Annotated in this window: 11 protein-coding genes; 8 read left to right on the top strand and 3 right to left on the bottom strand. The window is 66.4% G+C overall.

Annotation, left to right across the window (positions count from 1 at the left end):
• Positions 1-80: 80 nt before the first annotated feature.
• Positions 81-1,604, bottom strand: coding sequence for an ATP-dependent DNA ligase (locus tag AC5Y7D_RS09940; protein ID WP_499923600.1), 1,524 nt, complete (start codon positions 1,602-1,604; stop codon positions 81-83).
• 112 nt (positions 1,605-1,716) lie between these two features.
• On the opposite strand from AC5Y7D_RS09940, the gene AC5Y7D_RS09935 reads away from it, so the two are divergent.
• Both AC5Y7D_RS09935 and AC5Y7D_RS09930 read left to right on the top strand, forming a co-directional pair.
• Positions 1,717-2,475, top strand: coding sequence for an SDR family NAD(P)-dependent oxidoreductase (locus AC5Y7D_RS09935; protein WP_499923882.1), 759 nt, complete (start codon positions 1,717-1,719; stop codon positions 2,473-2,475).
• A gap of 79 nt (positions 2,476-2,554) precedes the next feature.
• Positions 2,555-4,720 carry an acyl-CoA dehydrogenase family protein gene (locus tag AC5Y7D_RS09930; RefSeq protein ID WP_499923599.1) on the top strand — a complete coding sequence of 722 codons (2,166 nt, stop codon included), beginning with the start codon at positions 2,555-2,557 and terminating at the stop codon, positions 4,718-4,720.
• Positions 4,721-4,884: 164 nt separating this feature from the next.
• Here the strand turns inward: AC5Y7D_RS09930 and AC5Y7D_RS09925 are convergent, their stop codons facing one another.
• Complete coding sequence (locus AC5Y7D_RS09925) at positions 4,885-5,205, bottom strand: Zn-ribbon domain-containing OB-fold protein (protein ID WP_499923880.1); 321 nt, start codon at positions 5,203-5,205, stop codon at positions 4,885-4,887.
• 101 nt (positions 5,206-5,306) lie between these two features.
• On the opposite strand from AC5Y7D_RS09925, the gene AC5Y7D_RS09920 reads away from it, so the two are divergent.
• The 3 genes from AC5Y7D_RS09920 (at position 5,307) to AC5Y7D_RS09910 (ending at position 9,045) form a co-directional block, all read left to right on the top strand.
• Positions 5,307-6,491 (top strand): thiolase family protein, encoded by a 1,185-nt coding sequence (locus AC5Y7D_RS09920; protein ID WP_499923598.1) that lies wholly within the window; start codon positions 5,307-5,309, stop codon positions 6,489-6,491.
• 7 nt (positions 6,492-6,498) lie between these two features.
• Positions 6,499-7,953 (top strand): FadR/GntR family transcriptional regulator, encoded by a 1,455-nt coding sequence (locus AC5Y7D_RS09915; RefSeq protein WP_499923879.1) that lies wholly within the window; start codon positions 6,499-6,501, stop codon positions 7,951-7,953.
• A gap of 114 nt (positions 7,954-8,067) precedes the next feature.
• On the top strand, positions 8,068-9,045 hold the full coding sequence (locus tag AC5Y7D_RS09910; protein WP_499923597.1) for an anti-sigma factor RsbA family regulatory protein: 978 nt from the start codon (positions 8,068-8,070) through the stop codon (positions 9,043-9,045).
• Positions 9,046-9,767: 722 nt separating this feature from the next.
• Here AC5Y7D_RS09910 and AC5Y7D_RS09905 read toward each other — a convergent pair.
• Positions 9,768-9,923 (bottom strand): hypothetical protein, encoded by a 156-nt coding sequence (locus AC5Y7D_RS09905; RefSeq protein ID WP_499923596.1) that lies wholly within the window; start codon positions 9,921-9,923, stop codon positions 9,768-9,770.
• Positions 9,924-10,224: 301 nt separating this feature from the next.
• Here AC5Y7D_RS09905 and AC5Y7D_RS09900 point away from each other — a divergent pair, with 301 nt between their 5' ends.
• From AC5Y7D_RS09900 to AC5Y7D_RS09890, 3 genes are all read left to right on the top strand, one after another.
• Positions 10,225-10,731, top strand: a complete 507-nt coding sequence (locus tag AC5Y7D_RS09900; protein ID WP_499923594.1) for a homocitrate synthase — start codon at positions 10,225-10,227, stop codon at positions 10,729-10,731.
• 159 nt (positions 10,732-10,890) lie between these two features.
• The gene (locus AC5Y7D_RS09895) at positions 10,891-11,823 is read left to right on the top strand and encodes a LysR family transcriptional regulator (RefSeq protein ID WP_499923593.1); all 933 of its coding nucleotides are present in this window, start codon (positions 10,891-10,893) and stop codon (positions 11,821-11,823) included.
• Between the two features lie 678 nt (positions 11,824-12,501).
• A partial coding sequence (locus tag AC5Y7D_RS09890; RefSeq protein ID WP_499923592.1) for a PE family protein occupies positions 12,502-12,927 on the top strand: 426 nt, incomplete at its 3' end.

Genomic DNA, 12,927 nt, shown 5'->3' with positions numbered 1-12,927 from the left:
ATCTACCGACGCTCGACACGGCGTGTCTCGTCGTCCATTCCACAGTCGGCTGAGGACTTGGCGGGCGCGCGGCGCGGGGGTCAGTACATGGCGCGAACCGCGTCGATGGTGTCGGCCTCGGCGGGGCTCTTGTCGTCGCGGTAGCGCACTACCCGGGCGAACCGCAGCGCCACACCGCCGGGGTAGCGCGACGACGCCTGCACACCGTCCAGGGCGATCTCCACCACCTGCTCGGGCCTGACCTGCACGACGTATCCGTCCGTGCCGTCGACAGCGAGCTCGGTGAACCGCTGGGTCTGCCAGTCCAGCATGGTGTCGGTCATGCCTTTAAAGGTCTTGCCCACCATCACGAACTGGCCGGATTCCGGGTCACGCGCGCCGAGATGGATGTTCGACAGCTTCCCGCGACGCCGTCCCGAGCCCCACTCCACGGCGAGCACCACCAGGTCGAGGGTGTGCACGGGCTTGACCTTCAGCCAACCCGCCCCGCGGCGTCCGGCCTGGTAGGGCGCTTCGGGCGCCTTGGCCATCACCCCTTCATGCCCGGCGGCCAGCGTCGCGTCCAGAAACGCTGCCGCGTCCGCCGCATCGGAGGTGACCAGCCGATCAACCCGGTGCCCGGCCGGCACCAGCGCGTCCAGCGCGGCCAGCCGTTCGGTGGTCGGCTCATCCAGCAGGTCGGTGCCGTCTCGGTGCAGGATGTCGAAGAAGAACACCGAAAGAGGTTGCCGGTCGCGCGCGGCGGCCACATCCACGGATCGACCGAATCGGGACGCGGTGACCTGGAAGCGGTGCGGACGGTTGTCCGGGCGCAGCGCGATCGCCTCGCCGTCGGCGATCAGTTCGGTCACCGGCAGGGCCAGCGTGGCCTCGACCACCTCGGGCAGCCGCGCGGTGACGTCGTCGAGGCTGCGGGTGTAGACCGTGACATCCTGCCCTCGACGGTGGATCTGCACCCGCGCGCCGTCCAGCTTCGCTTCGAAAATCGTTGTGCCGTGGTGACTTTCGAGTGCACCGGCGACGTCGGTCGCGGTCTGCGCCAGCATCGGGCCGACCGGCCGGCCGACCTGCAGCGTGAACGCGTCCAGCGATCCGCCGGTCAAAGCCGCCGCCGCGACGGCCGGCAGGTCCCCGCCCAGCATCGTCGCCCGTTGCACCGCGGCGGCTGGGAGCCCGGCGGCCTTGGCCACGGCGTCGCTCATGATGCCGATCAGCGCGCCCTGGCGCAGTTCGCCGCCGAGCAGCCGCAGCAGGAAGGTCTGCTCGGTGTCGGTCGCGGCAGCGAACAGTCCGGCGATCAGGGCTGCGCGCCGCGCCTGGGCCCCCTTGCCCGAGACGGCGCCGATCTCGGTGAAGGTCGCGTTCACCCGAGCCACGGTCAGCGTCGGATCCGGTGCGGGCGGCGGAAGGGACCGCAACGAGGCCCAGCCGACGCCGATCTGGCGTTGCCGCAGCTCGCCGGACAGCCACGACACCACCGTCGCGACCAGCACGGGATCGGCGGCGGTACCGCGCAACAGGTCGGCGATGAGGGCGACTTTGCTCAGCCGCGACGAGGTGGCGCCCACCTTGAGCGAGGTGCTTGCTACGTCGATGAGGAGCACGGTTTCGAGCTTGGCATGGCTCGGTGACAAGGCGTCGGGCCGGGCACGCTAGCGTGACGGGTTAACGTTACAAATTGCAGGCGATGTGACAACCCAGATATTGGAGGTTCGGGTGGAGATCAGCGGAAAGAATGTCGTCGTGATCGGCGGCGCCTCGGGGATGGGACGGGCCAGCGCGGAACTTCTGCACGAGCGGGGCGCCCGGGTCGCGATACTCGACCGGGAGAGTTCGGACGGCAAGTCGGTGGCCGAGGGTGTCGACGGCAAGTTCTATCCGGTCGACGTCACCGACTTCGCCGGCACCGAGCAGGCGCTGCAGTCCGCCGTCGACGATCTCGGTGGCCTGCACGTCACGGTGACGACCGCCGGCGGCGGCATCGCCAAGCGGACCATGACCAAGTCCGGCCCGCACGACCTCGAGTCCTTCCAATCCGTCATCGACCTCAACCTGATCGCCACCTTCAACATCAGCCGGCTGGCGGCCGCGCACATGGCCAAGAACGACCCCGAAGATGAGGAGCGTGGCGTCATCATCAACACCGCGTCGATCGCGGCGTTCGAGGGCCAGATCGGGCAGGTCGCCTACACCGCCGCGAAGGCCGGCATCGCGGGCATGTGCCTGACCATGGCACGCGACCTCGGCTCGCTCGGGATCCGGGTCCTGGCAATAGCGCCGAGCCTTTTCGCCACGGGATTGACCCAGGGCATCCCGGACGAATTCGCCGCGGCCCTCACCAAGGACGCCGCCTTCCCCAAGCGACTCGGCCGGCCCGAGGAATACGCCAAACTGGTCGCCGCCATCGTGGACAATCCGATGCTCAACGGTCAGTGCCTGCGCCTGGACGCGGGGCAGCGGTTCGCGCCCAGGTAGCACCCCGGCCGGGGCGGGCCACCCGCAGCGCATTGAGTACACTCTTTAGGGAATCAGCAGCGCCGCGAGGAGGACCCGCATGGGTATCGCACTGACCGACGACCACCGCGAACTCGCCGAGGTAGCCCGCGGGTTCCTGACCTCGCAGAAGGCTCGGGCAGCGGCACGGTCACTGCTCGACGCGCCGGAGGAGGCGCGGCCCGCGTTCTGGCAGGGCATCGTCGAACTCGGCTGGCTCGGCCTGCACATCGGCGAAGAGCACGGCGGATCCGGTTACGGCCTGCCGGAATTGGTGGTGGTGATCGAAGAACTCGGCCGCGCCGTGGCGCCGGGGCCGTTCGTGCCGACGGTGATCGCTTCTTCGGTGATCGCGTACGACGGCACCGCCGATCAGCAGACGCGGCTGTTGCCGGGGCTGATCGACGGAACCGTCACCGCCGGCGTCGGTTTGGTTGGCGGCGTGCGGGTTTCCGACGGTGTCGCCGACGGCGACGCCGGGGTCGTGCTGGGTGCGGGGCTGGCTGACGTGCTCGTGCTCGCCGCCGGCGACGATGTGCTCGTGCTGGACCGCGGCCGGTCCGGCATCTCCATCGAGGTGCCGGAGAACCTCGATCCGACCCGACGCTCCGGACGCGTACGCCTGGACCACGTGCCGGTGACCGACGACGACATCCTGTCCGGCGCGGCCGCGTCGGCTCTGGCCCGGGCGCGGACGCTGCTGGCGGCCGAAGCGGTGGGCGGTGCGACCGACTGCGTCGAATCGGCGGTCGAGTATGCCAAGGTGCGCAAGCAGTTCGGCCGCACCATCGCCACTTTCCAAGCGGTGAAACACCATTGCGCCAACATGCTGGTGGCGGCCGAGTCCGCGCTGGCCGCCGTGTGGGACGCCGCCCGTGCGGCGTCGGAGGATGAAGATCAGTTCCGGCTGGTGTCGGCAGTGGCCGCCACGCTGGCGTTCCCCGCCTACGCGCGCAATGCGGAACTCAACATCCAGGTGCACGGCGGCATCGGATTCACCTGGGAGCACGACGCGCACCTGCACCTGCGGCGCGCTTTGGTGACGTCGGCTCTGCTCGGCGGCAACGCGCCGGCCCGCGATGTCTTCGACCTGACCGCGGCCGGTGTGGTCCGGGAGAACAGCCTCGACCTCCCGCCGGAAGCCGAGGAATTACGCACCCAGATCCGGGCCGACGCGGCCGAACTCGCCGCCCTGGACAAGCAGGCGCAGCGCGACAGGCTGATCGCAACGGGCTACGTGATGCCGCACTGGCCCAAGCCGTGGGGCCGTGCCGCCGACGCGGTGGAGCAGCTCGTCATCGAGGAGGAGTTCCGCGCAGCGGGCATCAAGCGCCCCGACTACGGGATTACCGGGTGGGTCATTCTCACGCTGATCCAGCACGGAACTGATTGGCAGATCGAACGATTCGTGGAGAAGGCGCTGCGCAAGGACGAGATCTGGTGCCAGTTGTTCTCCGAACCGGAGGCGGGCTCGGATGCCGCGTCGGTCAAGACCCGGGCCACCCGGGTGGACGGCGGCTGGAAGATCAACGGGCAGAAGGTGTGGACGAGTGGCGCGCAGTACTGCGCGCGCGGCCTGGCCACGGTCCGCACCGACCCGGAGGCGCCCAAGCATGCCGGCATCACCACTGTCATCGTGGACATGAAGGCCCCCGAGGTGGAGGTGCGTCCGCTACGGCAGATCACCGGTGGCGCGGAGTTCAACGAGGTGTTCTTCAACGACCTGTTCGTGCCCGACGAGGACGTGGTGGGTGCGCCCAACTCCGGGTGGACGGTGGCGCGGGCGACCCTGGGCAACGAGCGGGTCAGCATCGGCGGCAGCGGCTCGTTCTATGAGGGGCTGGCGGGCGAACTGGTGAAGCAGGCGCAGCGGCGTTCGGACCAGTTGGCGGGCGCGGTGATTCGGGTCGGAACCTATCTGGCCGAGGAGAACGCGCTGCGACTGCTGAACCTGCGCCGCGCGGCCCGCAGCGTGGAGGGCACAGGCCCCGGCCCGGAGGGCAATGTCACCAAGCTGAAGCTTGCCGACCACATGATCGAGGGTGCGGCCATTTCGACGGCCCTCGCCGGGCCCGAGACCGCCCTGCTGGACGGACCCGCTGCGCTGGCCGGGCGCATGGTGATGGGTGCGCGCGGCATGGCGATAGCCGGCGGCACCTCGGAGGTGACCCGCAATCAGATCGCCGAGCGGATTTTGGGCATGCCGCGCGACCCGCTGATCAACTGAGGCCGGGCCCCGCGAGCCGGACCCCACGAGCCGGGCCCCGCGAGCCGGGCCCCGCGAGCCGGGCCCCGCGAGCAGACGCGAAATCGCATCAGAGTCCAAGATTTTGTGCGATTTTGCGTCTGCTCGCGCAGCGATGGCGCAGCTATGGCGCAGCTAGGGCGCAGCTATGGCGCCGGGGCGAACAGGGGGGCGCCGGCGCTGCCCCGCTCCGGCCTGATGGCGACGGGCATTCCGCAAGCCACCGAATCCGGTTCGCAGTCAACGATATTGGCGGCGACCCGGAGTCCGTCCTGTTCGATAAGTTCGACCAGCGCGATGACGTACGGGGTAGGGATCTCGGGATTGTAGGGATGATGATTCACCGTGTAGGTGAACACCGTGCCGTATCCGGACACCGGCTTGGCTTCCAGCGGCCCGCCGCAGTCGCGGCATTGGCCGACCGCGGGATGCACCCAGTACGCGCACTTTGCGCAGTGCTCGATCATCAGTGCGGAAGTCGAGTCGGCCGACACGACCAATACAGTACACTCAATTCGAGCAGTTTCGGGTCTGGCGTGTCGCGTGATTTCTTCTACGGGCGGTGCAGATGAAGTACTTCGAAAAAGACGCCATCGTCTCCGGCATCGGTATCTCGCGGATCGGACGCCGCACCGGGATTCCCGGACGGGATCTGACGATGGAGGCCGTGCGCAGCGCCATCGACGACGCCGGACTGCACGCGGCCAACGTCGATGGCATCGCGACGCTTGGCGACACGCCGGCCGCAGAGGTCAACGCCGACCTGCATATCGATGCGGCCGACTGCGGCAGCGGGTTCGGCACGGGGGGTCTGCTGAGCCCGGTGATGTCGGCGTGCCGCGCGGTCGCCGAGCGACGTGCTCACCATGTGGTGGTGTACCGCACCATCCAGATGCTGGGCGGCACCGTCCTGCAGGACAAAGATGCGCCCGCTCCGCCTCTTGCCCGCATGTTCGATGCACCCGAAGGCGAGCGGCCTGCCGTCGGCGCAATGGACGACATCAACGATCTGGTTGCCGCGCATGCCTATTCCGCGGCCAACTGGCTGGCGCTGAACTGCCGGCGGCACATGGAACTGTACGGAACCACCAAGGAGCAGCTGGGCTGGATCGCCCTCAACGGCCGTCGCAACGCCGCGCTGAATCCCCTTGCGGTCTACCGAGACCCGATGACGATGGCGGACTATCTGGCGGCCCGGCCGGTGTCGACGCCGTTCGGGCTGCTGGATTGCGACGTGCCCATCGACGGCTCGGTCGCCGTAGTCGTTTCCCACGCCGAATACGCCGAGGACTGCCCGCACCGCCCCGTCCGAGTCGAGGCGATCGGCGGTTCCGACGGCGCCGGAGGATGGTTCCACCGCAAGGATTACCCGAAGATGGCGATGTCGGATGCCGCGGCCCAGATGTGGTCACGGACGGTGCTGACGCCGGCCGACCTCGACATCGCGCAGCTCTATGACGGGTTCACCTATCTCACCCTCGCATGGCTGGAGGCGCTCGGAGTGTGCGGCGACGGCGAGGCCGGCCCATTCGTGGAGGGCGGTGGCAGCATCGCCAGGGATGGTCGGCTGCCGCTCAACACCTACGGCGGTCAACTTTCGGCAGGTCGCATGCACGGGTACTGGGCGCTGCACGAGGGGTGCCTGCAGTTGCGCGGCGAGGCGGGGGAGCGTCAGGTGGACCAGCGCCCCGAGGTCGGTGTGGTTTCGGTGGGTGGTGGTCCCGTCGCGGGATGCATGCTGCTCACATGCTGAGCCGGTGGTGACCGCGGAACCGGACGCGGTCCGGGAGGATAAGCGAGCCGCACAGATCGCCCGCCGTATCGAGGAGGACATTGTCCGTCGCGGGTGGGCGGTCGGGGAGTCGCTAGGCTCCGAAGCCGCGCTTCAACAACGTTATGGCGCAAGCCGTTCGGTGCTCCGTGAAGCCGTCCGCCTGGTCGAACATCATCAGGTGGCCCGAATGCGGCGCGGACCCAACGGCGGGTTGCTCATCTGTGCGCCCGACGCCGGCCCGGCGACCCGCGCAGTGGTGATCTACCTCGAATACCTGGGAACGACACTGGGCGATCTGCTCAACGCGCGTCTGGTACTCGAGCCGCTGGCGGCGGCGCTGGCCGCCGAGCACATCGACGAGGCCGGAATCGGCCGGCTGCGTTCGGTATTGCACGCCGAGGAAAAGTGGCGGCCGGGCCTGCCGGCGCCGCGGGACGAATTCCACATCGCGCTGGCGGAGCAATCGAAAAACCCGGTGCTACAACTGTTCATCGATGTCTTGATGAGACTCACCAAACGTTATGCGCGCGCCTCGCGAACGAAGTCCGCCGATGAGGCGGCCAATGCGGCACACAGGATGCGCGGTGCGCACGCGGACATCGTCGCCGCCGTCACCGCCGGTGATGCGGCCCGGGCCAAGACGCTCAGCGAACGCCACGTGGAGCGGGTGACGGCCTGGCTGCAGCAACACCGGGGCCCGGCGGGTCGGCCCGGCTCCGCCGGCCACCGTCGCCCGCTCGTCTCCGAAGCGCCGCGCGGCAAGCTCGCCGAGGTGTTGGCGGCCAACATCGCCGACGACATCGCCGCCAGCGGCTGGCAGGTCGGCTCGGTATTCGGCACCGAAACGGCGTTACTGGAACGCTACCGGGTGAGCCGGGCGGCACTGCGGGAAGCGGTGCGCTTGCTCGAATTTCACGCGGTCGCGCATATGCGCCGGGGACCCGGTGGTGGTTTGGTGGTCGCCAGGCCGCGGGTCCAGGCCAGCATTGACACGATTGCGCTCTACCTGCAGTACCGCAAACCGAGCCGCGACGACCTGCGCTGCGTGCGCGATGCCATCGAGATCGACAATGTGGCACGCGTCGTGAAACGGCGCACCGATCCGGATGTGGCGGCCTTCCTCGACCCGCACGGCTGGTCCGGTGTTGTCGGAGAAGCCGGGGATGATGCTCGCCACGTGGCCGTCGAGGAGTTCCGCTTTCACATCGGTCTGGCGCAGCTCGCCGGCAACGCGATGCTCGACCTGTTCTTGCGCATCATCATCGAACTGTTCCGTCGGCATTGGTCCACTACCGGGCATACCCACCCGACGTCGACGGACGTGCTCGCCGTCGCGACCGCTCACCTGCGCATCCTCGAAGCGATCAGTTCCGGTGACGACAGCTTGGCCCGCTACCGCATCCGGCGGCACTTGGACGCCGCGGCATCGTGGTGGCTGTAATTGCGACACGCACAACGGCAGGGGCGCGCATAGCAAAGCCTGCGACTGGGTACAGGGATACTCAAGTGATAGTCGGCACAGCGGCGTGCTGACATGCATTGAGTGGGGGTCTCGATGACCACGAGCACGGACATCAGGCCTTTGGGCTCGGTCAGGGGCTGTGTTCATTCGGCGCTTTTCTATCAATCCGAACGCGAATGTCTGGATTTCGTGGTCCGATTCGCCGCCGACGGATTCGCCGTGGACGAGCCGGTATTGGTTGCGGTGCCCCGAGACAGGTTGGCGATGCTGGGCCCGGCGCTCGGCGCCGCGCGCGTCGGGTCACAGGCCGAACTGCGGCTGATCGACGTCACCGAAGTTGCGCGAAACCCCAGCCGGTTCTCGGCGATGGAAAGCGCGTTCGCCGAGAAGCATTCGGCACAAAGGGTGCGGATCGTGAGCCAACTGGTGTGGCCAGGGCGCACCACCGACGAGTGCTTGGCCTGCATGGAGCACGAGGCCCTGATCAACGGCGTGCTGAAGAACCAGAACATGAGAAGGCTGTGCCTCTACGACGCGACCCATCTGCCGGACGACGTGCTGGCGGACGCGTGCAGCACTCACCCGTTGCTGTGGAAAGGCGGGGACGCACAGCACAGCGAAGGCTACGCTCCCGACACGGTCCTGGCGCGCTGCAACAAGCCGATCCCGCCCAACCCGGGTGCCGTGACCTACACGGTCCGGCGCAGCGCGGACCTGCGTCCGGCGCGGTCGTTCGCTGCCGACTACGCAGGCTGGGTCGGACTGTCCGCGGACGGTTTGGACGACCTGCAGCTGATCGCCACCGAATTGGCGACCAACAGCCTGCAATACGCCGGCGGTTGCTGCCAGCTCGCCTTCTGGCGGCACCATGAGCATCTGGTGTGCGAGGCCCGCGACGGCGGTCGGATACAAGACCCGTTCGTGGCACTCAAGCGTCCCGGTGCGGGCGGCACCGCCAGTCGCGGTCTGTTCCTCGTCAATGCGATGGCCGATTTGGTACGCACGCACACCACCGCAGAGGGCACCACCATTCAGGCGTATCTGCGGTTGAACCCGTCGCAGAACTTCTGAGTATTAACTCGGAACTTCTGGTTGGACCGTCACCGGCGGCGGCACGGGAGTCGGGGCCTTCATAGTGCAGCCGGCCGACGCCGCGGCGAAGACAGCGACCAACACGGCGCCGACGATCTTTGCGGTCCGCATCTTTGCACCTGGCATCATCATCTGCCCTTCCTCGGTGAAGGAAATGCACGGGCGGCGTTCCGGCCATGCGTGTTTCCTGCGTCACATTAGCGCGTTCGGTCCGCGCGGGGAATATGCAAAGAGGAAGAAGAGATCCATTGCACGCCAAGCGAAGACGTACCCCGGACAGGCGTCAACCCGCCCGGTACGAGTCAGAGCAGCAGCGTTGTCTGGCCGGCTACTGCGAGATGCCCGAGCTGGGCAACTCTGGCACGCGCGGTGAGTCCATTTGATTGCTGCAGCCGACGGCGAACAGTGCGAACGCCGCGAAAATCAAGGCTCCGACCGCTTGGACGGTCTTCCGTTTGGTGCGCATTGTGCTGGCCCTTCCTCGCCGTGCAGCGGCGTGCTTTGGTGTGCAAGGTAGTGCCAGTGATGCTAACGCTGCGTCGCGACTAGCGGATGGTTTCTCGGCGATCGGCCGGAAATTCGAGAAAATACATGCTGAGGGGAATGAGCGATGCCATGTCCGGTACGTGAGCCCGCTGGGAACCGACTGCGTGCGCAGCGGTTCCCAGCGGGTTCCCCCGACGTTCTTGAGGGCGCTTTGACTAACCGGTAGGGGTCTGGCCGCCGCCGACGCTGCCGCCGACGGACCCCGCGGTTTGTGCCGCACAACCCGCTGAGGCCAAGGCGAATGCGGCCGCCAACACCGCAACCGCGACCTTGAGCGTCTGAATTCCCTTGCCGTATTTCCGTGGGTTCACCAGCTACACCCTTCGTTCGCAGATTCACACCTATTCGCGATTCGCATCGCTATCAGGATGCTAGCGCCGGCAATGCAGGTCCCGAGCAGTTTTGTGGTGAAATCGGGCATCTGCATTCACGTCACGCGGAAATGCAGTTGCGCAGCAGGTAGCACCCCGTCTACTGTCTCGGCTCGTGCGTCTTTATCTGCGTGTCGTAGTAGCCGGCACCCGCAGCGGGGTCTGATCCAGACCGACCCCCCGCTGTGGGTCGGAAGCAACTACCGTCGGTCGCTCCTTCGAGCCAGAGAAGACCGGCGCAATGACCATCCTCAGCCAAGAGCTCCATCAGCTCGGTGCCGCCGACACTGCCGAAGCGTGGTTCGCGCGCCACTTCGGTGTGGCGCTACCGCGCGGGCTGCGCGAAATGGCCGATGCCATGACGTGGGAGCGGTTTGTCGCCACCTATGGCTGCACCGCCGGCCCGGTGCGACTGGGGCACTGGTCATGCGTTGACGCCGGCCGGCCAGCCAGCCGGATGGGTCCGGAGCCGCGGCGATTTCGCGCCGTGATCGCCGTCGGCGATCGCATTGACACATCGATTGCTGCCGCCGCGGGCGAAGTCGCGGCGCTCACCGCAATGTTGCATGGCCGCGGTATTCGCTTGGAAATACTCAGATTTCACCAGATGTGCTCGGGGGACACCACGGCGACATTCGTTCGGGGTACCAACGGTGCAGGCGCGCAATGGGCGATGGGGTGGGCGCAGGATGCAAAACAGTCCGCGCTGCGCGCGGTGACTGCGTGCGTCAACCGGTTGTTCACCTGATCAGGGCTTGACGCAACATATGCGAATATGCATAATTATTGCATTATGCAATTGTTGCACCTAGGCGCAGACTCTGGACGAAGGGTCTCCGTCGTTATCCGGTCGTCTCAGACTGCGGGTGCTCACGACGGTCCGCTCGATGGGGTGCCTGGTTGATCGATGCTTAATCTGCGTCATCTGAGTTACTTCGTAACCGTTGTCGAGGCCGGCAGCTTTTCGCGAGCGGCCCAGAAGATCTATGTGGCGCAGCCGTCCCTGAGTCAGCAGATCGCTTCGCTGGAGTCCGAGCTCGGCGTGACTTTGCTGCTGCGAAGCACGCGCGGTGTTCGCCCGACTGTCCAGGGTGAGGTCCTGTACCGGGAGGCATTAGATATCCTGCGGCGGGTCGAGGCCCTTCCGATGTTGCTCAGGGACTCCGCGGCTGAACCCGTCGGCAGTGTAGTTCTCGGCATGTCGACCGCGATGGCGTCCATTTTTGCCACAGACATCCTCAAAGAGTGCGCGCAGGAACTGCCGCAGGTGCGGATAATGCTGAAGAGCGTCGACAGCGAAACGATTGCGGCGATGATTGCCGACCGCGTCATGGATCTGGGCGTCTTGTTCGAAGTTGACCCGTTGCCTCGGTTGGTCAGGCGGAAGTTGTACCGGCAGCGGTTATACCTATTCGCCGCTCGCAGCGAGATGATCGAAAAGCCGGCTGAAGTGATCCTCGCCGAAAACGACATCGTGTGTCCGCCTGCTTCGAACATTCTGCGTCAAGGGCTGGAGAGGGCGCTGGCCGCGCGGGGCCTGTCTTTCAACCCGCAGACCGAGGCGATGACGTATTCGGACATTATTTCCGCGGTTCGTACCGGTTCTCGAATCACGTTGCTGCCCAGGGGCGAACTTGACGTGACCACCCAGGGACTGGCGAATCCGGTCGCTCTGGAACCCCCGCTCTACCTGACGGGTTCGATAGTGTCGTCTGACGAGCACCCGTTGTCTCGGTCCGCTGAAGCGGTCGCTGAGATCGTCGAGAGCGTCATCGTCAGACGCGTCGCCAAACGCGACCTTACTGGTGCCGAACTCGTGGCGCGCTGTGCCCGGACGTAGCGTACTCGCCACCGCGACCCTGCCAACCGCAATCGGCGACTCTCGGCGGCTCTGCTAGATAGGCCGCCTTGCTCCGGGATTCCCAGCGGTTGCCGGACTGTGTTGCCGTACCTGTGGAGTGCGTCTTTCAGTCGCTGTACCGTCTGCGGAACGTTGTGCGGGGTCGGGCGGATACCAGTCGTCTGCGGCCATAACTTTTTCCAATACGCCGACGCGATATAGGTATTTCCGTCGGTTGGTCGGGCCGTGTTCTCGTTGAGTCTCGACAGGACTTGACAGCTCACACAGGGAATCCAATGGCCGACATGATCGATCTCGTGGCGATCCCCTGCGGCGCACTCGGCTATGGGTATCCGCAGAGATCACTGCAGGCTCGGTGGGGCCGGTCTGTTCCGCCACCGGGCAGAAGTACTTCGAAGCCGTCGAGGCCGGGTGTCCACAGCTGGTGCGGGCGGCGGCGACCAAAGCGCCAATCGACCTTACTGGCTACGGAATTGCTGGTGGTGACCGCGATTTCGACTGGATGGTTGAAGTCGCTGGAGCAGTGTCCTTCGCGCTTGGTGTCTCAACGGCACAACATTCCGTTGAGTCGGGTGCGATCACCCGCAGGCCCTGTCGTTACCAACCTATGCACAGTGAATCGCTCGAAGCTTTCCTAGCCCCTCCGAAAGGAACGTTGTGTCGCACGTCGCCGCTTCCATTGAAATGCTCATGTCCGGGGCTGCTGAACTCGAACGCATTGGCACTGGCCTGGCGGCGGCCAATGCTTCGGCTGCGGGGAGCACCACTGCTTTTTCACCTCCCGGCGCCGATTCAGTTTCTAGGGAAATAGCGCAGCTGTTTGCTTCGCACGGAGTTGAGTACCAAACGCTTAGTTCTCGCGCGCAACTGTTTCACGAGGAGTTCGTTCGACTCTTGAATAAGACGGCGGGAAGCTACGCCGACGCCGAAGAAACGAATGCTGCCCAGGCGGCTGCTCAGTTGGGGCCCGACCGGAACGTTAGTGCAGTGCCGTCCGAAGGTGCCACGGCACCTGGCGCCAGCCGACCGTCGGTTGGCCCGCGTCCGGGCGACGGGGCTGCTCCGCAGACCGCGCCGACCGGC

This window comes from Mycobacterium sp. NGS49 (genome assembly GCF_059812565.1).
Note: the sequence above shows the minus strand (reverse complement) of the source record. Positions and strands in the feature narration are given on the sequence as shown.

Excerpts from the sequence above, each read along its gene's own strand:
- AC5Y7D_RS09930 (WP_499923599.1), top strand. The coding sequence starts at position 2,555 with ATGGGTATCGCACTGACCGACGACCACCGCGAACTCGCCGAGGTAGCC.
- AC5Y7D_RS09925 (WP_499923880.1), bottom strand. The coding sequence starts at position 5,205 with ATGATCGAGCACTGCGCAAAGTGCGCGTACTGGGTGCATCCCGCGGTC.
- AC5Y7D_RS09920 (WP_499923598.1), top strand. The coding sequence starts at position 5,307 with ATGAAGTACTTCGAAAAAGACGCCATCGTCTCCGGCATCGGTATCTCG.
- AC5Y7D_RS09910 (WP_499923597.1), top strand. The coding sequence starts at position 8,068 with ATGACCACGAGCACGGACATCAGGCCTTTGGGCTCGGTCAGGGGCTGT.
- AC5Y7D_RS09900 (WP_499923594.1), top strand. The coding sequence starts at position 10,225 with ATGACCATCCTCAGCCAAGAGCTCCATCAGCTCGGTGCCGCCGACACT.
- AC5Y7D_RS09895 (WP_499923593.1), top strand. The coding sequence starts at position 10,891 with ATGCTTAATCTGCGTCATCTGAGTTACTTCGTAACCGTTGTCGAGGCC.